General features: G+C 64.7%; 24 protein-coding genes and 2 tRNA genes. 19 read left to right on the top strand and 7 right to left on the bottom strand.

What is annotated here, in order from left to right:
• The first annotated feature begins 168 nt into the window (after positions 1-168).
• The 3 genes from rpsO to AC5P8C_RS04220 all read left to right on the top strand — a co-directional run bounded on the left by rpsO (position 169) and on the right by AC5P8C_RS04220 (position 4,161).
• Positions 169-429, top strand: a complete 261-nt coding sequence (gene rpsO, locus AC5P8C_RS04230; protein ID WP_005417886.1) for a 30S ribosomal protein S15 — start codon at positions 169-171, stop codon at positions 427-429.
• Between the two features lie 151 nt (positions 430-580).
• The gene (pnp, locus tag AC5P8C_RS04225; protein WP_005417884.1) at positions 581-2,689 is read left to right on the top strand and encodes a polyribonucleotide nucleotidyltransferase; all 2,109 of its coding nucleotides are present in this window, start codon (positions 581-583) and stop codon (positions 2,687-2,689) included.
• A gap of 281 nt (positions 2,690-2,970) precedes the next feature.
• Positions 2,971-4,161, top strand: coding sequence for a glycoside hydrolase family 18 protein (locus tag AC5P8C_RS04220; protein WP_233653903.1), 1,191 nt, complete (start codon positions 2,971-2,973; stop codon positions 4,159-4,161).
• A gap of 126 nt (positions 4,162-4,287) precedes the next feature.
• Here AC5P8C_RS04220 and AC5P8C_RS04215 read toward each other — a convergent pair whose 3' ends face one another.
• The 3 genes from AC5P8C_RS04215 to AC5P8C_RS04205 are packed head-to-tail and all read right to left on the bottom strand — an operon-like array spanning position 4,288 to position 6,417.
• Complete coding sequence (locus AC5P8C_RS04215; RefSeq protein ID WP_019660572.1) at positions 4,288-5,847, bottom strand: PepSY-associated TM helix domain-containing protein; 1,560 nt, start codon at positions 5,845-5,847, stop codon at positions 4,288-4,290.
• A 10-nt stretch (positions 5,848-5,857) separates the two neighbouring features.
• The gene (locus AC5P8C_RS04210) at positions 5,858-6,121 is read right to left on the bottom strand and encodes a hypothetical protein (protein WP_019660571.1); all 264 of its coding nucleotides are present in this window, start codon (positions 6,119-6,121) and stop codon (positions 5,858-5,860) included.
• Positions 6,121-6,417 carry a hypothetical protein gene (locus tag AC5P8C_RS04205; RefSeq protein ID WP_019660570.1) on the bottom strand — a complete coding sequence of 99 codons (297 nt, stop codon included), beginning with the start codon at positions 6,415-6,417 and terminating at the stop codon, positions 6,121-6,123. Before AC5P8C_RS04205 ends, AC5P8C_RS04210 begins: the two co-directional genes overlap by 1 nt.
• Positions 6,418-6,847: 430 nt before the next feature.
• On the opposite strand from AC5P8C_RS04205, the gene thrS reads away from it, so the two are divergent.
• From thrS to AC5P8C_RS04160, 9 genes are all read left to right on the top strand, one after another.
• A complete protein-coding gene (gene thrS / locus AC5P8C_RS04200) occupies positions 6,848-8,749 on the top strand; it encodes a threonine--tRNA ligase (protein ID WP_019660569.1) in 1,902 nt (633 codons plus the stop codon).
• A 48-nt stretch (positions 8,750-8,797) separates the two neighbouring features.
• On the top strand, positions 8,798-9,340 hold the full coding sequence (infC, locus tag AC5P8C_RS04195) for a translation initiation factor IF-3 (RefSeq protein WP_019660568.1): 543 nt from the start codon (positions 8,798-8,800) through the stop codon (positions 9,338-9,340).
• 266 nt (positions 9,341-9,606) lie between these two features.
• Positions 9,607-9,804, top strand: a complete 198-nt coding sequence (gene rpmI, locus AC5P8C_RS04190) for a 50S ribosomal protein L35 (RefSeq protein ID WP_005410436.1) — start codon at positions 9,607-9,609, stop codon at positions 9,802-9,804.
• A gap of 11 nt (positions 9,805-9,815) precedes the next feature.
• Entirely contained in the window at positions 9,816-10,175 is a 360-nt protein-coding gene (gene rplT / locus AC5P8C_RS04185; protein ID WP_005410435.1) for a 50S ribosomal protein L20, read from the top strand.
• Between the two features lie 193 nt (positions 10,176-10,368).
• Positions 10,369-11,364, top strand: a complete 996-nt coding sequence (gene pheS / locus AC5P8C_RS04180) for a phenylalanine--tRNA ligase subunit alpha (protein ID WP_019660567.1) — start codon at positions 10,369-10,371, stop codon at positions 11,362-11,364.
• Positions 11,365-11,485: 121 nt separating this feature from the next.
• Positions 11,486-13,882, top strand: a complete 2,397-nt coding sequence (gene pheT, locus AC5P8C_RS04175) for a phenylalanine--tRNA ligase subunit beta (RefSeq protein ID WP_495218367.1) — start codon at positions 11,486-11,488, stop codon at positions 13,880-13,882.
• Positions 13,883-13,909: 27 nt separating this feature from the next.
• On the top strand, positions 13,910-14,209 hold the full coding sequence (locus AC5P8C_RS04170) for an integration host factor subunit alpha (RefSeq protein ID WP_005410432.1): 300 nt from the start codon (positions 13,910-13,912) through the stop codon (positions 14,207-14,209).
• Positions 14,190-14,546, top strand: a complete 357-nt coding sequence (locus AC5P8C_RS04165) for a MerR family transcriptional regulator (protein ID WP_005410431.1) — start codon at positions 14,190-14,192, stop codon at positions 14,544-14,546. The genes AC5P8C_RS04170 and AC5P8C_RS04165 overlap by 20 nt, the downstream gene beginning before the upstream one ends.
• Before the next feature lie 68 nt (positions 14,547-14,614).
• A tRNA-Pro gene (locus AC5P8C_RS04160) sits at positions 14,615-14,691 on the top strand.
• Positions 14,692-14,773: 82 nt separating this feature from the next.
• Here AC5P8C_RS04160 and AC5P8C_RS04155 read toward each other — a convergent pair.
• Complete coding sequence (locus AC5P8C_RS04155) at positions 14,774-15,466, bottom strand: tyrosine-type recombinase/integrase (protein WP_233653906.1); 693 nt, start codon at positions 15,464-15,466, stop codon at positions 14,774-14,776.
• On the opposite strand from AC5P8C_RS04155, the gene AC5P8C_RS04150 reads away from it, so the two are divergent.
• On the top strand, positions 15,399-15,686 hold the full coding sequence (locus AC5P8C_RS04150) for a hypothetical protein (protein ID WP_019660564.1): 288 nt from the start codon (positions 15,399-15,401) through the stop codon (positions 15,684-15,686). The genes AC5P8C_RS04155 and AC5P8C_RS04150 overlap by 68 nt on opposite strands.
• A gap of 31 nt (positions 15,687-15,717) precedes the next feature.
• A complete protein-coding gene (locus tag AC5P8C_RS04145) occupies positions 15,718-16,200 on the top strand; it encodes a RidA family protein (protein WP_495218366.1) in 483 nt (160 codons plus the stop codon).
• Between the two features lie 115 nt (positions 16,201-16,315).
• Here the strand turns inward: AC5P8C_RS04145 and AC5P8C_RS04140 are convergent, their stop codons facing one another.
• Positions 16,316-16,777, bottom strand: a complete 462-nt coding sequence (locus AC5P8C_RS04140) for a carboxymuconolactone decarboxylase family protein (RefSeq protein ID WP_019660562.1) — start codon at positions 16,775-16,777, stop codon at positions 16,316-16,318.
• 988 nt (positions 16,778-17,765) lie between these two features.
• On the opposite strand from AC5P8C_RS04140, the gene AC5P8C_RS04135 reads away from it, so the two are divergent.
• The 5 genes from AC5P8C_RS04135 (at position 17,766) to AC5P8C_RS04115 (ending at position 20,021) form a co-directional block, all read left to right on the top strand.
• Complete coding sequence (locus tag AC5P8C_RS04135) at positions 17,766-18,464, top strand: hypothetical protein (RefSeq protein ID WP_495218365.1); 699 nt, start codon at positions 17,766-17,768, stop codon at positions 18,462-18,464.
• Positions 18,465-18,502: 38 nt separating this feature from the next.
• The gene (locus AC5P8C_RS04130; protein ID WP_180876562.1) at positions 18,503-19,066 is read left to right on the top strand and encodes a M35 family metallo-endopeptidase; all 564 of its coding nucleotides are present in this window, start codon (positions 18,503-18,505) and stop codon (positions 19,064-19,066) included.
• 229 nt (positions 19,067-19,295) lie between these two features.
• A tRNA-OTHER gene (locus tag AC5P8C_RS04125) sits at positions 19,296-19,365 on the top strand.
• 117 nt (positions 19,366-19,482) lie between these two features.
• The gene (locus AC5P8C_RS04120) at positions 19,483-19,683 is read left to right on the top strand and encodes a hypothetical protein (RefSeq protein WP_495218364.1); all 201 of its coding nucleotides are present in this window, start codon (positions 19,483-19,485) and stop codon (positions 19,681-19,683) included.
• Positions 19,680-20,021, top strand: a complete 342-nt coding sequence (locus AC5P8C_RS04115) for a low molecular weight protein tyrosine phosphatase family protein (protein ID WP_019660561.1) — start codon at positions 19,680-19,682, stop codon at positions 20,019-20,021. Before AC5P8C_RS04120 ends, AC5P8C_RS04115 begins: the two co-directional genes overlap by 4 nt.
• On the opposite strand, the gene AC5P8C_RS04110 is transcribed toward AC5P8C_RS04115, so the two are convergent.
• Positions 20,000-20,449, bottom strand: coding sequence for a GNAT family N-acetyltransferase (locus tag AC5P8C_RS04110; protein WP_495218363.1), 450 nt, complete (start codon positions 20,447-20,449; stop codon positions 20,000-20,002). The two genes, AC5P8C_RS04115 and AC5P8C_RS04110, sit on opposite strands and share 22 nt — an antisense overlap.
• Positions 20,450-20,534: 85 nt before the next feature.
• Positions 20,535-21,044, bottom strand: coding sequence for a DUF3011 domain-containing protein (locus tag AC5P8C_RS04105; RefSeq protein WP_019660559.1), 510 nt, complete (start codon positions 21,042-21,044; stop codon positions 20,535-20,537).
• Positions 21,045-21,183 lie beyond the last annotated feature (139 nt).

Genomic DNA, 21,183 nt, shown 5'->3' with positions numbered 1-21,183 from the left:
CCAGGGCGGTTCAGCCCCGGTCCTTGTCCCGGAAGCCCCTGGCCGTTACAATTTCGCGGCCGTTTTCCGGCAGCCTGCCTCGTGCAGGTTTCATCCTCGTAGTCCACGGCGAGCCTGGCGGTGCGCGAAGCGCGTTCCTGCCGGCCACGCATCACAGAGAAAAAAGAAATGTCGATCGACACCCAGAAGGTCATTGAAGACAACAAGCGCAGCGCCGCTGACACCGGCTCCCCGGAAGTCCAGGTGGCCCTGCTGACCGCCCGCATCGAACTGCTGACCGGCCACTTCAAGACCCACAAGAAGGACCACCACAGCCGCCGCGGCCTGCTGCAGATGGTCAACCGCCGTCGCAGCCTGCTCGACTACCTGAAGAAGAAGGACGTCGAGCGTTACAAGGCCCTGATCGAGAAGCTTGGCCTGCGTCGCTAAGCAACGAATTCCCCGCGGCGCAGCGATGCGCCGCGGTTTTGTTTTGTAGTACCGCAATCCCCGATTCAGGCCGGAACGATCCGGTCACCCGCTGGCGGCAAGGGTCGCCGACGGTCCAAATTCGCAGACAGCATCCCCAAGGACACCCTCCGTGGCAAAAATCACCAAAACCTTCCAGTACGGCAAGCACACCGTCACGCTTGAGACCGGCGAAGTCGCCCGCCAGGCCAGCGGTGCCGTCATCGTCAAGATGGACGACACCGTACTGCTGGTCACCGCCGTCGCCGCCAAGAGCGCGCGCGAAGGCCAGGACTTCTTCCCGCTGACCGTCGATTATCAGGAAAAGTTCTACGCCGGCGGCCGTATCCCGGGTGGTTTCTTCAAGCGTGAAGGCCGTGCGACCGAGAAGGAAACGCTGATCTCGCGCCTGATCGACCGTCCGATCCGCCCGCTGTTCCCGGAAGACTACAAGAACGAAGTGCAGATCATCGCCACGGTGATGTCGCTGAACCCGGACGTGGACGGTGACATCCCGGCCCTGATCGGTGCCTCGGCTGCCCTGGCCCTGGCCGGTACCCCGTTCATGGGTCCGATCGGCGCTGCCAAGGTCGGTTACAAGAACGGCGAGTACATCCTGAACCCGACCGTCAGCGAACTGGCTGACTCGCAGCTGGAACTGGTCGTCGCCGGTACCTCCAACGCCGTGCTGATGGTCGAATCCGAAGCCGCGCTGCTGTCCGAAGAAGTGATGCTGGGCGCCGTGACCTTCGGTCACCGCGAAATGCAGAAGGTCATCAACGCGATCAACGAGCTGACCGTCGAAGCCGGCACCAAGCCGTCGACCTGGGAAGCCCCGGCCAAGAACGACGCGCTGATCTCCGCCCTGAAGGAAGCCATCGGCCCGCGCCTGGGCGAAGCCTTCCAGGTGCGTGACAAGCTGCAGCGCCGCGACGCCATCTCGGCGATCAAGAAGGACGTGTTCGAAGCCCTGGCGGGCCGCGTGGCCGCCGAAGGCTGGAACCCGGCCGAGCTGTCGAAGGAATTCGGCGAGCTGGAATACCGCACCATGCGTGACTCGGTGCTGGACACCAAGGTCCGCATCGACGGCCGTGCGCTGGACACCGTCCGCCCGATCACCGTGAAGACCGGCGTGCTGCCGCGTACCCACGGTTCCTCGCTGTTCACCCGCGGCGAAACCCAGGCCATCGTGACCATCACCCTGGGCACCGCCCGTGATGGCCAGGTCATCGACGCCGTTGCCGGTGAGTACAAGGAAAACTTCCTGTTCCACTACAACTTCCCTCCGTTCTCGGTGGGCGAGTGCGGCCGCATGATGGGCCCGAAGCGCCGCGAAATCGGCCACGGTCGTCTGGCCAAGCGCGGCGTGCTGGCTGTCATGCCGTCGCTGGAAGCCTTCCCGTACACCATCCGCGTCGTTTCGGAAATCACCGAGTCGAACGGTTCCTCGTCGATGGCCTCGGTCTGCGGCTCGTCGCTGGCCCTGATGGACGCCGGCGTGCCGGTGAAGGCCCCGGTGGCCGGTATCGCCATGGGTCTGGTCAAGGAAGGCGATCGTTTCGTGGTCCTGTCCGACATCCTGGGTGACGAAGATCACCTGGGCGACATGGACTTCAAGGTGGCCGGTACCGCTGAGGGCATCTCCGCCCTGCAGATGGACATCAAGATCGAAGGCATCACCGAAGAAATCATGAAGCAGGCCCTGCAGCAGGCCAAGGCTGGCCGCCTGCACATCCTGGGCGAGATGGCCCACGGCCTGACCGCTCCGCGTGAAGAGCTGTCGGACTACGCGCCGCGCCTGCTGACCATCAAGATCCACCCGGACAAGATCCGCGAAGTGATCGGCAAGGGCGGCTCGACCATCCAGGCCATCACCAAGGAAACCGGCACCCAGATCGACATCCAGGACGACGGCACCATCGTCATCGCGTCGGTCAACGCCATCGCTGCCCAGGCTGCCAAGGCCCGCATCGAGCAGATCACCTCGGACGTCGAGCCGGGCCGCATCTACGAAGGCAAGGTCGCCAAGATCATGGACTTCGGTGCGTTCGTCACCATCCTGCCGGGCAAGGACGGCCTGGTCCACGTGTCGCAGATCTCCAGCGAGCGCGTCGAGAAGGTCGGCGACAAGCTGAAGGAAGGCGATGTGGTCAAGGTCAAGGTGCTGGAAGTCGACAAGCAGGGCCGTATCCGCCTGTCGATGAAGGCCGTCGAAGAAGGCGAAGGCGCCAGCGCCGAATAATCGGTACTGCTGATCGTGCGGTGGGTGAGGACCGTTGGTCCTCACGCTTTCGCAAATGAAAAAGCGGGCTTCGGCCCGCTTTTTCTTTGCCTCGATGTTGCGAAGAGAAGCTCATCCAGGTCGCTGCATGTCCTGCTGCAGTGCATGAGGGCCGCCACGCGGCCATCGTTCTGTCTCGGTTGCACGGATCGCGCCTGTCCATGGGACAACATGCCGCGACACCCGTACCGCAGCCCCATCGGTTTGCTAACGTGGCGGCGCCTTCGAATCGGGAGATCTGCATGTTCCGCCAGACCGTGGCCGTCCTTGCCGTGCTGATTGCCGGTGTCTTGCCCACCGCCGCGCACGCGGCGCCCGCGCAGCCGCCGATCTTCGGCGCCTACTACCCGGGCGGCTCGGCCGAACGCTATCCGGTCTCGAGCATTCCAGCCGAGCGCCTGACGCATCTGTTCTATGCGTTCTCCACCATCGAGGACGGGCGCTGCACGATCGGTGCGGAAGCGCCGAAGAATTTCGCCGCACTGGCCGAACTCAAGAAGGCGCATCCGCACCTGCGCACGCTGATTTCGATCGGTGGCTGGGGTGCGGGTGGGTTCTCCGATGCAGCGCTGACCGAGGCCAGCCGCAAGCGCTTGGTCGATTCGTGCGTGGCGCTGTTCTTCGATCGCCATGCCGGCAGCTTCGACGGCGTGGACATCGATTGGGAGTTCCCGGTCAGTGGCGGACCGAAGGAGTTGGCGCATCGCCCGCAGGATCGCGTCAATCTGACCCGGCTTGCCCAGGCCTTCCGCGCGGCACTCGATGCGCGCGGCCGCCGGACGGGGCAGTCGATGCTGCTGACTGCCGCGCTGGCCGCCGGTCGCCTGCAGACCGATGGCCCCTACGATCCAGCAGCGAGCTATGACCTGCCGGCGCTGGCCAAGGTGTTCGATTTCATCAACCTCATGAGCTACGACATGGGCACCGGCTTCTCCTCGGTGTCGACCTTCAATGCGCCTCTGCATGAAGTGCCGGCCGATCCGCTGGCGCCGGAGCTGCGGCGCTGGAACAACGTGGCCGGCGCGGTGCAGTTCTACCGCGAGCACGGCGTGCCGGCCGGGAAGCTGGTGCTGGGCGTACCGTTCTACGGGCGCGGCTTCAAGGTCACCGGCGACGCCCCGGATGGGCTGTACCAGGCCTACAGTGCGCCGGCTGATGCCGGCGACTGGCGGGTGATCAAGGCGCGCTATCTCGACCAGCCGGGTTGGACGAAACACTGGCAGCCGCAGGCGCAGAGCCCGTGGCTGTACAACGCCGCGCAGAAGATCTTCATCAGCTATGAAGACCCGCGCTCGATCGGGCTGCGTGCGCAGTTCGCCCGTGAGCAGGGCCTGGCCGGGGTGTTCATGTGGGAACTGACCGGCGATGACGAACAGGCCAGCCTGCTCAATGCCATGCTGGGCCCCTGGCAGAAGGCGCGCATCGGCGATTGAGTATCGGGTGGCGCGTCGTGCTGGGCCCATGCCGCAACGTCACCGACCTGATACACACACTGCGGTGTACGTCGTTGCCCATGCCAAGCCGACTTCCAGTAGCACCGGGCCATGCCCGGCGAAGGCTCAATCGGCCCAGACGCTGTTGGGATCGCCGTTGCGGGCGCGGCGTTGGCTGGCCACGGCCAGACGCGCGAAGCCGAAGGCCATCGCCAGCGCGATGGCATCGACCCAGAACAGCGGCCAGTGCCCCCCTGCGGCGGCGCGCCACAGCCAGTCACCATTGAGTGCGCCGTGCAGCACCGGCACCAGCGCGGTACTGACCGCCGCCGCCCACAGCAGTTCGCGTGCCGCCTGCGCCGGGCGGCGCAGCGCGGCCCATAGCGCGCAGGCCGCCCAACTGCCGAAGCAGGCCCAGCGGATGCCGTGGTCGACCGCCGACGGTGCCAGCCGCTCCAGCACCAGTGCGGTGCCGAACGTGATGGAGATCGCCACGCACAGGCCGATGCACACGCCGACCGTGGCCCGCGCCATGTTCACACCGGCACGTGGCTGTTGCGGCTGGCGACGCTTGCGCCGCGACTCGATCCACAGCAGGTTGCCGGAGTAGAACAGGAACGCACCGCCGAGTCCGAGCAGGAAGTACAGCCAGACCACCACGCCATTGCCGAATTCGCCGAAGTGCAACGCGTAGGCGGCGCTGAGCGTGGCGTGGTTGGCGTCGCGCTGGCCCGGCAGCTGCGACGCGAGCAGATTGCCGGTGGCGACGTCCAATGCCACGGCACCAAGCGGGCCGAGGGTGCCACTTGCCTCGCCGGTGATCTCGATCGTCGCGTTGGCATCGCCGCCATTGGCCAGCTTCAGATAGGCCGGTTCGAAGTTGGCCACGCCCTGTGCGCGGGCCACTTCAAGTGCGCGCGCATGCAGCACGCGCAGGCTGCCCGGCGGTGCCGGGATGCCACTGGCATTTCGCACCGGCGCGGTGTCCATCGCAGTCGGTACTGCCTGCAGCGCGTTGCCGTCGTAGATCAGCGGATTGAGCAGGGCCATCTGCACGAACACCAGGCAGAGCAGGGCGCCGGTGACCGCGAACATCAGGTGGAAGGGCAGGCTGAGCACACCGACCACGTTGTGCGCGTCCTGCCACAGCTGCTTCAGGTTGCGACCCGGCCGCAGTGCGAACAGGTCGCCGAGCAGCCTGGGCAGGTGGATCACCAGGCCGCTCAGCAACGCCATGCCATACAGCAGGCTGACGATGCCCATCACGTAGATGCCGGCCACCGGCAGGCCGAGACTGTAGTGCAGTTCGTTTACCAGTTCGGCCAGTCCGGACTGCGGCGGCGCGGGGCTGCCGGCGATCTGCCCCGGCCACGCATAGCGCCAGCTGCCGTCATCGGCCTGCCAGTACGCCAGAGGCTGCGGGTGTTCGGTGCCGGGGAAGGTCATGCCGACGTGGCGGCGCGCTTCCGGATGCGCCGCCAGCACGTCCTCCAGCAGGTACTGGGCGTCATCCAGGCTGGCCGGGAGTGCCGTGGCGGCGCCCGGTGTCTGCCACCGCGGCAGGTCATGGTGGAACAGGGTCAGCGAGCCTGCGTAAAAAGCCACGAACAGGCCGAAGCCGGCCACCAGGCCGACCCAGGTGTGCAGGGTGGTGAACGTGCGCAGGGTCTGCGAACTGAACTTCATGGCGTGGATCTCATTGCACCGCGCCGGTCAGGCGCAGCAGCCCGAGCACGATGAAGCCGGTGGCGGCGCTGCCGCCCAGCACCAGCCAGGCGCGCAGCGCGCTGCGGAAGCTGAACGCCCACAGGGCGGCCAGCATCCACAGCGGGATGAAGGCGATCAGGGTAGGTACCAGCGCTCGCTGCCAAGGGCCCGGCGGAAGCCAGGCCAGCAGGCCGGTAACGGCGGCTGCAAGCAGGAAGCCGACGATGATGCCGGCGAAGGCGCGCGCCCACATCAGGGCAACTCCGTGCCTGGTCGGTGCCAGGAGGCCAGCGTCGGCAGCAGCATCGCCGCGAGCATCCAGGTGCACAGCATTGCCACCAGGCCGGCGGCGAAGCCGAGTTCGGCCATCCACAGCCACAGCGCGGCCGCAGCGGCGACCAGGCCGATCTGGTGGCCAAGACGCCCGGCGCGGCGCAGGCGCGGCCAGCGGCAGTGGGGCGAGGCCGCATAGAAGGCCAGTGCCGAGAACATCGCCGCCAGCATGCCCAGGCTGCAGAACCCCAGCGTGGAGAGGCCGACGGTGATCATCGCGGGCAGCCTGCGCGGCGGCGGGTCGGCGAACGCGGGGCACGGGCGGGGCCGGCGGCAGCCGGTCGAAGCGGGTGGCGCATCACGAGGTCCTGGGGGAAAGCGGGCAGGCTGGCACGGGGCGGGCTGCGCGCACATGGTAATCATTGCGTTTTCACGCCGCCAGCGCGGCTCATTCAGCGGGCCGTACGGTGGCCCTTGGGCTTTCCGGTGCGCTGGTTTAAGATCATCGCAGAACCCCTGACTGGAACAAGGTGGCCCGCGCCCAGCGCCGGCCGAGCGTGCGACATGAGCACTACCACCGCCCACTGTTGACCTGCCCCCGAAGGCCCTGCGTTCCAGGCGCCCTCGCGGCGCTTTTTTATTGCCCGGGCAACGGCCCGGGAACGCTTTCCAGCCCGCCCGGCGGGCCCCGCACGAAGCCACTGCGATGATCAACATTACCCTTCCCGACGGCAGCCGCCGCGAATTCGAAAACCCTGTGAGCGTCATGGAGGTTGCCCAGTCGATCGGCGCCGGCCTGGCCAAGGCCACCATCGCCGGTGCCGTGGATGGCGTGCTGGTCGATGCCAGCGACGTCATCGACCACGACGCCAGCCTGCGCATCATCACCGCCAAGGACGAGGAGGGCGTGGAGATCATCCGCCACTCCTGCGCCCACCTGGTCGGCCACGCCGTCAAGCAGCTGTACCCGGATGTGAAGATGGTGATCGGTCCGGTGATCGCCGAAGGCTTCTACTACGACATCTATTCCGAGCGCCCGTTCACCCCGGACGACATGGCCGCGATCGAGAAGCGCATGGGTGAACTGATCGCCCAGGACTACGACGTCATCAAGAAGATGACGCCGCGCGCCGAAGTGATCGAGATCTTCAAGGCCCGTGGCGAGGACTACAAGCTGCGCCTGATCGAGGACATGGCCGACGACATCCAGGCGATGGGCATGTACTACCACCAGGAATACGTGGACATGTGCCGCGGCCCGCACGTGCCGAACACGCGCTTCCTGAAGGCCTTCAAGCTGACCCGCATCTCCGGCGCCTACTGGCGCGGTGACGCGCAGAACGAGCAGCTGCAGCGCATCTACGGCACCGCCTGGGCCGACAAGAAGCAGCTGGAGGCGTACATCAAGCGCATTGAAGAAGCCGAAATGCGCGACCACCGCCGCATCGGCAAGCAGCAGGACCTGTTCCACCTGCAGGAAGAAGCCCCGGGCCTGGTGTTCTGGCACCCGAAGGGCTGGGCGCTGTGGCAGGTGGTCGAGCAGTACATGCGCAAGGTCTACCGCAACAGCGGCTATGGCGAAGTGCGTTGCCCGCAGATTCTGGACGTGAGCCTGTGGAAGAAGTCCGGCCACTGGGACAACTACCAGGACAACATGTTCTTCACCGAATCGGAGAAACGCACTTACGCGGTCAAGCCGATGAACTGCCCGGGCCACATCCAGGTGTTCAACCAGGGCCTGCACAGCTACCGCGACCTGCCGATCCGCTACGGCGAGTTCGGGTCGTGCCACCGCAACGAGCCGTCCGGCGCGCTGCACGGCATCCTGCGCGTGCGTGGCTTCACCCAGGACGACGGCCACGTGTTCTGCACGGAAAACCAGATCGAGTCGGAAGTGACTGCCTTCCACCAGCAGGCGCTGGCGGTCTACCAGCACTTCGGCTTCGACGAGATCCAGATCAAGATCGCGCTGCGCCCGGAATCGCGCCTGGGTGACGACGCCACCTGGGACAAGGCCGAAGGCGCGCTGCGCTCGGCGCTGACCGCCTGTGGCGTGGAATGGCAGGAGCTGCCGGGCGAGGGCGCCTTCTACGGCCCGAAGATCGAGTACCACCTGAAGGATGCCATCGGCCGTACCTGGCAGCTGGGCACGATGCAGGTCGACTTCATGATGCCTGGCCGCCTGGGCGCCGAGTACGTGGACGAGAACAGCCAGAAGAAGCACCCGGTGATGCTGCACCGGGCCATCGTCGGCTCGATGGAGCGTTTCCTGGGCATCCTGATCGAACACCATGCCGGCCAGTTCCCGGCCTGGCTGGCGCCGACCCAGGTGGTGGTGGCCAACATCACCGACGCCCAGGCCGACTATGTCTCGGGCGTGACCAAAACCCTTGCGGAGCAAGGCTTCCGCGTCAGCTCGGATTTGCGTAACGAGAAGATCGGCTATAAAATCCGCGAGCATACGTTGCAGCGCGTGCCCTACCTGCTGGTCATCGGTGACCGCGAGAAGGAAAATGGGGCTGTGGCGGTGCGTACGCGTTCTGGCGAAGACCTGGGCAGCATGAGCCTGCAGGCCTTCATCGAGCGGCTCCACGCCGAGGGCGCGTAAGCAAAGGTCCGGTCCGGGGGCACAGGCACCCGGGCCGGTTCGATACCCTTGGGAGAACGTAATATCAGCACCCCTGACAACAAACAGAACCGCAAGAATCAGGAAATCCGTGTGCCGCGCGTCCGCGTGATCGGCAGTGACGGAGAAATGATCGGCGTGTTGTCGCGCGACGAAGCGCTGTCCATGGCCGAAGATGAAGGCCTGGACCTGGTCGAAATCCAGCCGCAGGCCGATCCGCCGGTCTGCAAGATCATGGACTTCGGCAAGTTCAAGTTCGAAGCGCAGAAGAAGGCCAGCGAGGCCAAGAAGAAGACCAAGCAGGTCGAGATCAAGGAAGTGAAGTTCCGTCCGGTCACGGACGAGGGCGACTACCAGATCAAGCTGCGCAAGATGCGCGGGTTCCTCGAAGATGGTGACAAGATCAAGGTCAACATCCGCTTCCGTGGCCGTGAAATGAGCCACCAGGAGCTGGGCCGCGAAATGGCCAACCGGATCGAGGCCGATCTGGGCGAGGACATCGTCATTGAATCCCGTCCGCGCCTGGAAGGGCGTCAGATGGTCATGATGATCGCGCCGAAGAAGAAGACCTGAGGCCTGACGGGCTGCCTTTCGGGGCGCCTGGCTGAATGGTTCAGGGTAAGGGGGCGCCGCTGGCGTCCCTTTGCTTTTGTGGCGGGCCGGCGGGTTGCGGATGAAAGGCGGGCAGGGGCTGGTGGCAGGGCCGTTTTGCCTGTATCATGCCCGGCTCGACCCACCCAGGACGGGTCGTACGCCGATCATGGCAGGACGGAAAGAGCGGCCCAAGCCGCCGCCAGATCAGTCAGAAACCAGGGTCAAATCCCATCAAGGACATTGCAATGCCCAAGATCAAGACCAACCGGGCAGCGGCCAAGCGTTTCCGCAAGACCGCCTCGGGCAAGTACAAGTGCGGCCACGCCAACCGTAGCCACATCCTCACGAAGAAAGCGACCAAGCGTAAGCGTAATCTGCGTCAGACGGGCCATGTCCGTGCAGAAGACGCAGGCCGTCTGGACCGCATGCTCCCTTACCTCTGAGGAACTGAAAAATGGCACGAGTTAAGCGTGGCGTACAGGCGCGTCGCCGCCACAAGAAGATTCTGGATCTCGCCAAGGGCTACTACAACGCCCGTCGCAAGGTCTTCCGCGTTGCCAAGCAGGCGGTCATCAAGGCACAGCAGTACGCCTACATCGGCCGTAAGCAGAAGAAGCGCAACTTCCGTTCGCTGTGGATCACCCGCATCAATGCGGCTGCCCGCATCAACGGCCTGAGCTACAGCCGCTTCATGAACGGCCTGCTGAAGGCCGGCATCACCCTGGATCGCAAGGTCCTGGCTGACATCGCGGTGCACGACGCAGCCGGTTTTGCCGCGCTGGCCGAAAAGGCCAAGGGCGCGCTGGCGGCATAAGTCCTTCCCGATGCCGTAACCGTTCACTCGGAACGGTGTCAGGTCAAGGCAATGCATGGGGAAGGGCGCAAGTCCTTCCCCATTCTTTTTTGGGTCCCGGTGCGGCCACAGCGGCAGCGCGGGGACGGCGGTGGCGACAGGGGTCGGCCCTTCGCGCATCGCGATGGCAGATCGACTGGAGTTCCGGCCCCCCATGAGCGACATCCAATCCCTCACCACCCTGGCGCTGGCCGATGTGGCCGCCGCACAGAGCCCTGACGTGCTGGAACAGCTGCGCGTGGCCCTGCTTGGCAAGAGCGGCAGCATCACCTCGCAGCTCAAGCAGCTCGGTACCCTGCCGGCCGAGGAGCGCAAGGCCGCCGGTGAAGCGATCAACCAGGCCCGCGACACACTGACCCGTGCGCTGGCCGAGCGCAAGGCGCTGCTGGAAGACGCCGCACTGGACGCGCGGCTGGCTGCCGAAGCCATCGACATCACCCTGCCGGGCCGCAATGGCGACCGCGCTGGCCTGCATCCGATCACCCGTACCCTGGAACGCATCACCGGTATTTTCGGCCGGCTGGGATACGAGCTGTCGGAAGGGCCGGAGATCGAGGATGACTGGCACAATTTCGAGGCGCTGAATTTCCCGCCGCACCACCCGGCGCGCGCCATGCACGACACCTTCTACTTCGGCGACGGCCGCCTGCTGCGCACGCATACCTCCGGTGTGCAGGTGCGCTACATGGGCGACCACGCGCCGCCGCTGCGCATGATCGCTGCCGGCAAGGTGTACCGCAGCGACAGCGACCAGACCCATTCGCCGATGTTCCATCAGGTCGAAGGCCTGCTGGTGGACGAGCACTCGACCTTCGCCGACCTGAAGGGCACGCTGGCAGAATTCGTGCGCGCGTTCTTCGAGCGCGATTTCGAGATGCGCTTCCGTCCCAGCTACTTCCCGTTCGTCGAACCGGGTGCGGAAGTGGACATCGCCTGGCAGCAGCCCGATGGCAGCACCCGCTGGCTGGAAGTGCTCGGCTGCGGCATGGTGCATCCGAACGTGCTGCGCAATGTCGGCATCGATCCGGAGCGTTACACCGGCTTTGCCTTCGGCATGGGCGTGGAGCGTTTCGCGATGCTGCGCTACGGCGTCAACGACCTGCGCGCGTTCTTCGAGAACGATGTGCGGTTCCTGAAGCAGTTCGCGTAAGCCGCAACCGTGTAGAGCCGGGCCATGCTCGGCTGCCTTTCTGGATGGACGCCTCCTTGCGCATGCGCTGGGCGACCACAAAAACCGCAACGGGAGGCACGCCTCCCACCAGGGTGACACCATGAAATTCTCCGAAAACTGGCTGCGCAGCCACGTCCCGACCTCCGCCTCGCGCGATGAGCTGAGCGCGGTGCTGACCGCCATCGGCCTGGAAGTGGAAGAAGTATCCGCGCTGGGCGAAGGCCTCGATCACGTGGTCGTGGCACGCATCGTCGAGGCCGCGCGCCACCCGGAAGCCGATCGCCTGCAGGTGTGCAAGGTCGATGCCGGGCAGGGCGAGCTGCTGCAGATCGTCTGCGGTGCGCCGAACGCCCGCGCGGGCCTGGTCGCGCCACTGGCGATGGTCGGTGCGCAGATCGGCGAGCTGAAAATCAAGCCGGCCAAGCTGCGTGGCGTCGAGTCCAACGGCATGCTGTGCTCGGCCAAGGAGCTGGGCCTGGACAACGATGCCTCCGGCCTGCTGGAACTGCCCGATGACGCCCCGGTCGGCCAGACCCTGGTCGAGTACCTGGGCCTGCCGGACGCCAGTATCGAAATCAAGCTGACCCCGAACCGCGCCGACTGCTTCAGCCTGCGCGGCATCGCCTACGACGTCGCCGCCGCTACCCGCAGTGAAGTGCTGGATTTCGCCGCCGACGCCATTCCGGCTGCCGGCAGCCGTGAGCTGGCCATCCAGCTCGACGCTGGCGCCGAAGCGCCGCGTTATCTGGGCCGTGTGATCGAGGGCGTCAACGCTGCCGCCAAGACCCCACTGTGGATGGCCGAGCGCCTGCGCCGCAGTGGCGTGCGTCCGGTCTCGCTGCTGGTCGACATCACCCAGTACGTGATGCTGGAACTGGGCCAGCCGATGCATGCCTACGACCTGGCCACCCTGCAGGGCAGCATTGCCGTGCGCCGTTCGCGCGCGGGCGAGACGCTGAAGCTGCTGGACGGCCGCGATGCCGCGCTGGACGACAGCTTCCTGGTGGTCACCGACGCCGATCGTGCGGTCGGCCTGGCCGGCCTGATGGGCGGCTTCGACACCCGTGTCACCGACGCGACCACCGCCGTGTTCCTGGAGGCCGCGCACTTCGCGCCGGCCGCGATCATGGGCCGTGGCCGCAAGCTGGGCCTGCACACCGATGCCGGCCACCGCTTCGAGCGCGGTGTCGATCCGGCACTGCCGCGTACCGCGATCGAGTACGCCACCCGCCTGGTGCTGGACCTGGCCGGCGGTACCCCGGCGCCGGTCACCGAAGCTGTGCGCGAGGCCGATCTGCCGCAGCCGGCCACGATCGTGCTGCGCCGCACGCGCATCACCCGCGTGCTTGGCATCACCATTGACGATGCCGAAGTCGAGCGCATCCTGCGTGCGCTGGGCATGGACGTGGCCGCCACCGCCGACGGCTGGCAGGTCACCGCGCCGAGCCGCCGCTTCGATATCGCCATCGAAGAGGACCTGATCGAAGAACTGGCCCGCATCCACGGTTACGAGCAGATCCCGACCACGCTGCCGGGCGGTGCCTCGCGCGTGGCGATGCCGAGCGAGACCCAGCTGGACGCGCTGAGCGTGCGCCGCCAGCTGATCGCTCGCGACCTGCAGGAAACAGTCAATTTCGCCTTCGTCGACGACGCACTGCTGGCCCAGTGGCAGCTGCGCGACGCTCTGGTGCCGCTGGCCAACCCGCTGTCGGCCGAACTGGCGGTGATGCGCCCGTCGCTGCTGCCGGGCCTAGTTGCCACCCTAGGCCGCAATGCCGCTCGCCAGCTCGGCCGCGTGCGCCTGTTCGAGCTGGGTCGGGTGTTCGCCCGGCAGGCCGGAGATGCGTCGCTTGGCGAAAGCCAGCCGGCACCGCTGGAAACCCCGCGCGTGGCCGCTGCGGTCTGCGGTGATGCGCAGGCGGTGCAGTGGGGCCTGCCGACCCGCAAGGTCGATTTCCATGACCTGAAGGGTGACCTTGAATCGCTGGCGGCCGCCAGTGGCGCGCGGCTGGAGTTCCGTCCGTCCACCCGCGCCTACGGCCACCCGGCGCGTTCGGCCGAGGTGTTGCGCGATGGCGTGGCGATCGGCTGGATCGGCCAGGTTCACCCGCGCCTGGCCAGGGCGATGGACATCGAAGCCGACGTCTACGCCTTCGAACTGGACCTGGAACCGCTGACCGCCCGCCGCCTGCCGCGTGCCGGCGAACTGTCGCGCTTCCCGGCGGTGCGCCGCGACCTGGCATTCCTGGTGCCTGAACAGGTGGCCTGGGCCGATCTGGCGGCGACCGTCCGCCAGGCCGCCGGCCCGCTGCTGCGCGACCTGAACCTGTTCGACCGCTATGTCGGCCAGGGCGTCGAGCCGGGATTCAAGAGTCTCGCTATGGGCTTGATTTTGCAGGACAAGTCGCGCACTCTGACGGACCGCGACGTGGAAGCGGTGGTGGCCGAGGCGGTCACTGCCATCGAGCGTGAACACCACGCCCGGATCCGCGGCTGAGCGGGCAGCACTCGGGGGTAGCAGGCAATGGCATTGACCAAGGCGGAGATGGCGGAAAAGCTGTTCGACGAAGTCGGTCTGAACAAGCGGGAAGCCAAGGAATTCGTCGACGCGTTTTTCGATGTGCTGCGTGAAGCATTGGAACAGGGACGTCAGGTGAAGCTGTCGGGCTTCGGTAATTTCGATCTGCGGCGCAAGAACCAGCGCCCGGGTCGCAACCCCAAGACCGGCGAGGAAATTCCGATTTCCGCCCGTACGGTGGTCACCTTCCGTCCGGGCCAGAAGCTCAAGGAGAGGGTGGAAGCTTATGCTGGATCCGGGCAGTAACCGCGAACTACCGCCGATTCCGGCCAAGCGCTACTTCACCATCGGTGAAGTCAGCGAGCTGTGCGACGTCAAGCCGCACGTCCTGCGCTACTGGGAAACCGAGTTTCCCAGCCTTGAGCCGGCCAAGCGCCGAGGCAACCGCCGCTACTACCAGCGCCACGACGTGCTGATGGTCCGGCAGATCCGCAGCCTGCTGTACGAACAGGGCTACACCATCGGTGGTGCACGCCTGCGTCTGGACGGCCCCGATGCCCGCGAGGAATCGGCGCTGAGCAACCAGATCATCAAGCAGGTGCGCATGGAGCTGGAAGAAGTGCTGCAGTTGTTGCGCCGCTGATCCCATTTCCATCGTAATCCGCTATACTTCACGGCCCGCCGCACTGGCGGGCACATCGCAGCATCAGTCGGGGCGTAGCGCAGCCTGGTAGCGCATCTGCCTGGGGGGCAGAGGGTCGTCGGTTCGAATCCGGCCGTCCCGACCAAAAGCAGCGATAGAACAAGGGCTTGCGCCATACGGTGCAGGCCCTTTTTCGTTGTGGTCACTACGTGTCCACTATTCCACCACTATCGTGGCAGCGCGATACCCGTGGTAACCGACTGCCACGGCGCTTCGTGGCCACCCAGGTAATGCTCGGTCATCGATGCGTTGCCTTGCCCCATCAGCGCTTGAATCTGTTCCGTGGTCCAGCCCGCATCGCGCAGCAGCGCGCCACCCAGGCTGCGGATCTCATGGAAAGTTGGCGGCGCTTCGCCGCCCACGCCGGCAGCATCGCGCGCCTTTGCGAACGCACGCGACAGCTGCTCGGGCAACACCTGCGTGTGGTGCGCTCGGTCCTTTGCGCGCTTGTCGCTGGGCCTGGCTTTCTCCGGCAGCCGGTGGATGACGAACGGCGAAACCACGTCATCGCGGCACCGGGCCAGCAGGTCGAGCAGGGGCCCGGCCACGGCGATCTGTAGCCGAACGTTCGTCGAGCCCTCGGTTTTCGAAGGCACCACCCACAGGTGGCCGTCGCGCACGTCGGCGAACTTCACCGTCACCACGTCCTCGCGGCGCAGCAGCGTCACCAACGACAGGTCCATCGCGTTGCGCAGCCACGGCGCGGCCTGGTCCCATATGGCCCGGTACACGTCCAAGGTCAGGCGCACGCGCTTCCGCTCGTGCTGGAACCGGCGAGTCGCCAGCGCGGGATTGTGCGCCGCCAGGCTGTATCCCGAGCTGCCTCTGCGTGAGGCGGTCGCCCGGCTGACCGACAGCACTCCGATTCAGTTGCCCCCGCCACTGCCCGGCCTGCCGCCGACTCGTGAGCAGCAGCAACAGGCCCGGCGCCTAGCCGAGGCCGGGCGGTTGGAACTGGCGCGGATCAAGGAAGCGCTGGAACCGCGCCGACCGCCGAAGGAGACCAAGCCCAGGGCGAGGGATCCGATGAAGGCGTGGGTCAAGGCAGGTAGAGAGCAGCTGTCCCGTGCTCGAATCTGATCCCCCGTTCAGGGGAGGCGGTCGACTCAAAATGCTTGCCACACTTGCCCTTTCACCAGAGAGAGCAATGATGAACGCTACCAATCGAAAGACCGCCAGCTTCGGAGTGCCGTGGGAATCGGCCTACGGGTACGTACAGGCCGTCCGCGTCAACAACACGATCTTCGTGTCCGGCCAGCTCTCGCACACGCCGCAGGGCGAGCTGGTTGCGCCGGCGGAGCTGGGGGCCGACGGCAAGCCCGCCGACTTCGACACCATGGAAGCCCAGATGAGGCGCACCTACGAGAACGCGCAGGTGCTGCTGGCAGAGCTGGGTGGGTCGATCGCTGACGTGGTCGAGGAAACGCTGTTCGTCATCGACGTTCCGGCCGCTTTCGCGGCCAGTAGCAAAGTCCGGCCGGCCGTGTATGGCCAGCCGGTGCCGCAGGTGGCCAGCAACCTGATCGGGGTCTCGGCGTTGGCCTTCCCCGAGCAGCTGATTGAGATTGCCTTCCGGGCGGAAGTCCAGGGTTAAGGCACTATGTGGGCGGGGCTTGCTCCGCCCGTTCCTTGCGGTGAGTAGGCCACCGATGGTTCCTACGAGCGCCTCGGCCCGGACAAAGCCAGGACGATCTCCGGCGTGCCGTACGCTACTTCTCCGCAGCGGGCTTGGCGCGGGGCTTCAATCTAAAGCTCACGCCCATCCGGTTGATCGCGTTCATGGCCGCAATGGTGAGCGTGAGGTCGACCAGGTCTTTCTCGCCGAATACTGCGGCTACTTTTTCGTACGCCTCATCAGATGCATGGGTTTCGCTCACGAGCGTCACTTCCTCTGCCCATGCCAGTGCGGCGCGCTCTTGTTCCGAGAATAGATAGGCGGCCTCGTGCCAAACAGGTAGGAGAGCGATTGTGTCGAACGGCATGCCTTCCTTAAGCAGATCACGGGTATGAATGTCGATGCAGTGGGCGCAGCCGTTTAGCTGCGACACACGCAAAAACACCAGATGCACCAGTTTCGGCGGCAGAGAGGTGCCCGCGGTCACAAAGTGATGCAGTTGCCCCACGGCTTTGGCGCCCTCGGGAGAGACTACGAACCAGTTCGCTCGATTCATTTTAATGGGTCCTTTTCGGGTATCTGTGGGGCCGGAATCGCCCCACCCGAAGCAAGGACGCCGACGGGCAGCAGTTCGTGACACCTGCCTAGGCTCGTCGCGATCCGCTGCATGTACGCTCGCCGAGGAAGGGGATGCTGGCCGTGGGGCGCTAGATACGGGGCGCGGCGGGGAGCACCCGGAGAAGATCCTCGATTGGCGGGACAGGGAAGGGGAATTGGCTGAAGGGGGGATCGCATCGCCGCCGTTCGGATGGCGTCGGGTAGAGCCGCCATATGCACCCTATCGGCTCGTAAGTGATTGATTGCTAGTGTCGCAATCGACACTTTTGGGGAGCTTCATTGTTATGAAGATTCCTTGCCAATCAACGAGATGGGCCGAACAGTAACGATGCCTGGGGGGCAGAGGGTCGTAGGTTCGAATCCGGCCGTCCCGACCAAAAGCAGCGATAGAACAAGGGCTTGCGCCATACGGTGCAGGCCCTTCTTCGTTGTGCACCCTATCGCCACCCTATCGAATGGCGAGGATGCCCGTGTTGATCTCGGTCCACGGCCTTTCGTGGCCTTCCAGATACACCTCGGTCATCGCCGGCGAGCTGTGTGTGAGAAGGTGCTGCACTTGTTCTTCCGACCAACCTCGACGGTTGTGTGGAAGAGCACCGCCAAGCCTGCGGATCTCCTGGAGTGACACCTGATGCATGCCGATCCAAGCTGATTGACTCGCGGACGTCCTGGAACTCGCGGCTCTCCGCTGATGCGCTCGATTGCCAGGCGAAAGGCGTAGTTCTTCGACGCTTCACTGAAGTCCAACGGTCTCGCCGGCGATGGCCTTTGCGATCATGGCCGAGCTCGGCACAGTGGCGTAGGCGCGGTAGCAAAAGGTCCTGGAGGTCAGTGCCTGCAAAAACGTGATTCTTATGGCGGTTCGAAAATTTAATCTGCGGTTCGGGGAAGTCCTACAGATCGATGGCTGAGGTTCGGGTTGGAAAATGCTGATCTGTATGTTAATAACGCATCTTGAATCATGGAAGAAGGCGGGTGGCGGAATGAAATCACCCATTAAAGTGGCAATGCTGTTCATCGCGCTTTGTAGCAGCAATGTTGCGATGGCCGACGCTCGGCTACAAGTCGAAATAGTTCCGCTGAAGGGCGACCTGGGAGAAACTTCAATCGCGTTGAAGCTCTCGAATGTCGGTGACCAGGTTGCGGTAGTCGCTGAGTCTTCTCTGCCGACGCTCAATGCTCGCAAAATGTTGTTGGATGATCCCTTCATAGTGAAACAGCAGGATGGGCGCGAAGTCCAGTTCTTCGGGATAATGAGGGATACGCTCTCCGAAACTCCGAGTTCTTTGTCCATACCTCCTGGCGGCAGTTTCAGCCTAGATATAAATCTTGCAAGTGGCTATAGTCTGTCGCCAGGGCTGAGTTACACCATTGGCTTGCGAGCCCCGATTTCCTATCGCACCGCCGACGGCAGGAATGCGGAAGCTGGGCCCATAAAGCGGCAATCAGGCAAGTGGCAAAGTGCGTATCCCGCACCCCGCACGGTTGTTGTACCCGTTACTGGAAGAACAATGAAGCAAGCCCGGGCGGGGGAGTTTCTTGAACCTGTGGCATGTGTCGATCCGGCCGGCACCCCGCCTTCGGCCAAAAAAGTGCAATTTTTCAGAGTGTATTGGCTGGGGTAACGATTGGTGCAGGAAATGCGCTGAGCCAGCTCCAGCAGATGACTGAGGTCGATACAACATCTGAAACTGAGTTGTGGCTGAGGTTCAGCCCCTCAGTTCACTATACGCGCTACTTCGGGGAGCATGGCCCGGACGTCAACGTCGTTGCCGGTGAAGATGTCAACGAAGATGATGCGCTGGTTGATAGCACTTTGATGGCGATCATCTGGAGAATTTCGGGAGACGGAGTGACCCCGAAGCCGCCGGTGTCCCTCTCCTGCCGGTGCAATGCTGACGAAGTGCCGGCAGACACCATTGCTTATGTGCAGTCAGGTGCTCCATACGTAATTCACGCATGCCCTGTATTTTGGTCCCTATCTATGCTGCCCGCCAATCACATTGGTGAACCCTCAAAGGTTGGCACGATGGTCCACGAGTTCACTCATTTTACTGACGACAAGGGCATGGCGCTGCGGCATCCGCCGGTCCCCGGCAAGAATGTCTCATCTCTTTCGTACGCACTAGAGTTGGCGGCCAGCTCACATCCAGGCGCTGTTCGATTCCCGAACGCGTACAAGTTTTTCGTTTTGGGTCAAGCACACGGTTTTTCTCCGCCGGAATAGTCCGAGGCAGGAGGGTGCGGTCATTGGAGCCCGCCAAGCCGCCGCCGGTGACCAAGCTCCGTCCGAGCGACGCCCGTAGGGCGTAGATGAGGGCAGGGCCGCAGCAGATGCGGAGCCATGTTTAGTCCCGGTGGCTGCAACCCTATCAGCGCGGAAGTAATTGATTGAATTGGGCCTCAATCGGCACTTATGGGAGGCCCGGTGCAGGCCTGAAACCCTTATAGATCAACGGGATGGGGCAACCAGTGATGATGCCTGGGGGCAGAGGGTCGTCGGTTCGAATCCGGCCGTCCCGACCACTGTGATGAATCAAGAAGCCCGCGCAGCGATGCGTGGGTTTTTTTGTGCGTGCGGTGTATGCTGCGCGCCACTCGTACTACCGCGGCTGCTGAACCCGGTACTCACGAGAACACATCATGGAATTTGCAAGAAACCGTGCCTGGCGTCGCAGCCAGGCCCGCAACCGTGGTGGCGACCGCGCCACGACCGCCTACAGCTACAAGCCCGAGAAGAACTGGAAGCTGCTGTATACGCGCGATGCCAAGCTCGCGCGCGCACGCCAGCTGGGCTTCACCTATCCGGTCCTCAGCGCCCGCCAACTGCAGGAACAGGAATGATCAACCTGCTGTTCGTCTGCAGCCGCAACCAGCTGCGCAGCCCGACCGCCGAAGCCATGTGGCGACGGCGGCCCGGCTTCAACGCGCTGTCGGCCGGTACCAGCCCGCACGCACGACGCCCCATCGGCCCGGCGGATATCCGCTGGGCCGATGTCATCTTCGTGATGGAGGCCAAGCACCAGCATCGCCTGCAGGCCACGTGCGCGCGCCTGCTGGAACACAAGCGCCTGCATTGCCTGGACATCCCCGACGACTATCGCTGCATGGATCCGCTGTTGATGGACCTGCTGGACGCCAAGGTGGACGTGTATCTCGATCAGCTGCCGGCAAAGCAGTAGATCAGTTCCGGATCGCCTTCGTCCAATCCATGCACGATGCCACTTTCGATGAAACCCGAGGCGGCGAGCAGGCGTTGCATGCTGGTGTTGGATGCATTCGTCGAAGTAAACAGCTTGCCTTGCCCCAGCAGCGCGATGGCATGGCGCAGCAGGGCGGCGCCGGCGACCTGTCTGCGTTGTTCGCGCGCCACCATGAGCATCTCGACGAAGGCTTCGCCGAAGAAGTGACGATGGATGACCAGGTAACCGGCCAGCTGGCCGGACCGTTCGGCCACGTGCATGCCACCGCTGGCCTGCCAGTCGCTGATCTGCCGTGCGCGCCTCGGATCGTGGGACGCAACGCTGTCGAGCGCGATCAACGCGGGAACGTCGGCGGGCATTGCCTCGCGGATATGCAGCGTCGTCGAGGAAGGATCGGGCGGCACCATCGAAGCTCCTGGGCTGGTTGCGCCCAGTCTATCGATCACGTCGGCCGTGTCCGCGCATGCGCCACAGCCAGCGCGTGGCAGGCAGTCAATACACCCGGAACTCGGCACGGCAGCCGTCGCTGACCCACACGCCGCGACGGTCCCATCCCCAGTTGCGGTCCTCGATGCAGGTCGTCACCGATTTCTGCTTGACCAGCCGCACCTCGTGGCGGACGCGGATGCGGCACTGCTTGTCCTTGTTCTCGTAGGACTCGCAGACCAGGCGTTCACCCTCGTTGTCGCGATCACGGCCACGGCCACGTCCCGGCCAGCGCCCGTATCCGTCGGCGACGAACTCGGCGCGGCAGCCGTCGGTCACCCATAACGTGCGGCGGCTCTGGCCCCAGTTCTGGTTCTCCACGCAGCGGGTGACCGACAGTTGCCTGGCCAGGCGCATCGGGCCCTCAATGGGGCATTGCTCGGTCTTGTTGAACTGGGATTCGCAGCGCAGCGCTGGAATGTGATCAGTGTCGTGGTCCTGGGCGGCCACGGCGGTGGCGGCCAGCAGCAGGGCAAGGACGGCACCGGTGATCGGCAGCAGCGGGCGAAGGGTCATGGGGAGCCTCGAGCGGGGGATTCGGGCGGCAAGAATGACCCAGCACGGGGCCGTCGGAACGCATCGTTCCGGAAGTGGCTCAGTAAGGATTTAGTAGTGCGCACGGGCCCATGCAGAGGCTTACATCCCGTATCATCGC

It is taken from the genome of Stenotrophomonas sp. YJH_SMC_46 (assembly GCF_059370315.1).
Note: the sequence above shows the minus strand (reverse complement) of the source record. Positions and strands in the feature narration are given on the sequence as shown.

Bases quoted from the DNA above. Each gene is read 5' to 3' on its own strand.
- rpsO (WP_005417886.1), top strand. From the start codon at position 169: ATGTCGATCGACACCCAGAAGGTCATTGAAGACAACAAGCGCAGCGCC.
- AC5P8C_RS04220 (WP_233653903.1), top strand. From the start codon at position 2,971: ATGTTCCGCCAGACCGTGGCCGTCCTTGCCGTGCTGATTGCCGGTGTC.
- AC5P8C_RS04215 (WP_019660572.1), bottom strand. From the start codon at position 5,847: ATGAAGTTCAGTTCGCAGACCCTGCGCACGTTCACCACCCTGCACACC.
- AC5P8C_RS04210 (WP_019660571.1), bottom strand. From the start codon at position 6,121: ATGTGGGCGCGCGCCTTCGCCGGCATCATCGTCGGCTTCCTGCTTGCA.
- AC5P8C_RS04205 (WP_019660570.1), bottom strand. From the start codon at position 6,417: ATGATCACCGTCGGCCTCTCCACGCTGGGGTTCTGCAGCCTGGGCATG.
- thrS (WP_019660569.1), top strand. From the start codon at position 6,848: ATGATCAACATTACCCTTCCCGACGGCAGCCGCCGCGAATTCGAAAAC.
- rpmI (WP_005410436.1), top strand. From the start codon at position 9,607: ATGCCCAAGATCAAGACCAACCGGGCAGCGGCCAAGCGTTTCCGCAAG.
- rplT (WP_005410435.1), top strand. From the start codon at position 9,816: ATGGCACGAGTTAAGCGTGGCGTACAGGCGCGTCGCCGCCACAAGAAG.
- pheS (WP_019660567.1), top strand. From the start codon at position 10,369: ATGAGCGACATCCAATCCCTCACCACCCTGGCGCTGGCCGATGTGGCC.
- pheT (WP_495218367.1), top strand. From the start codon at position 11,486: ATGAAATTCTCCGAAAACTGGCTGCGCAGCCACGTCCCGACCTCCGCC.
- AC5P8C_RS04170 (WP_005410432.1), top strand. From the start codon at position 13,910: ATGGCATTGACCAAGGCGGAGATGGCGGAAAAGCTGTTCGACGAAGTC.
- AC5P8C_RS04165 (WP_005410431.1), top strand. From the start codon at position 14,190: ATGCTGGATCCGGGCAGTAACCGCGAACTACCGCCGATTCCGGCCAAG.
- AC5P8C_RS04145 (WP_495218366.1), top strand. From the start codon at position 15,718: ATGCTTGCCACACTTGCCCTTTCACCAGAGAGAGCAATGATGAACGCT.
- AC5P8C_RS04140 (WP_019660562.1), bottom strand. From the start codon at position 16,777: ATGAATCGAGCGAACTGGTTCGTAGTCTCTCCCGAGGGCGCCAAAGCC.
- AC5P8C_RS04135 (WP_495218365.1), top strand. From the start codon at position 17,766: ATGCTGATCTGTATGTTAATAACGCATCTTGAATCATGGAAGAAGGCG.
- AC5P8C_RS04130 (WP_180876562.1), top strand. From the start codon at position 18,503: ATGACTGAGGTCGATACAACATCTGAAACTGAGTTGTGGCTGAGGTTC.
- AC5P8C_RS04120 (WP_495218364.1), top strand. From the start codon at position 19,483: ATGGAATTTGCAAGAAACCGTGCCTGGCGTCGCAGCCAGGCCCGCAAC.
- AC5P8C_RS04115 (WP_019660561.1), top strand. From the start codon at position 19,680: ATGATCAACCTGCTGTTCGTCTGCAGCCGCAACCAGCTGCGCAGCCCG.
- AC5P8C_RS04110 (WP_495218363.1), bottom strand. From the start codon at position 20,449: ATGGTGCCGCCCGATCCTTCCTCGACGACGCTGCATATCCGCGAGGCA.
- AC5P8C_RS04105 (WP_019660559.1), bottom strand. From the start codon at position 21,044: ATGACCCTTCGCCCGCTGCTGCCGATCACCGGTGCCGTCCTTGCCCTG.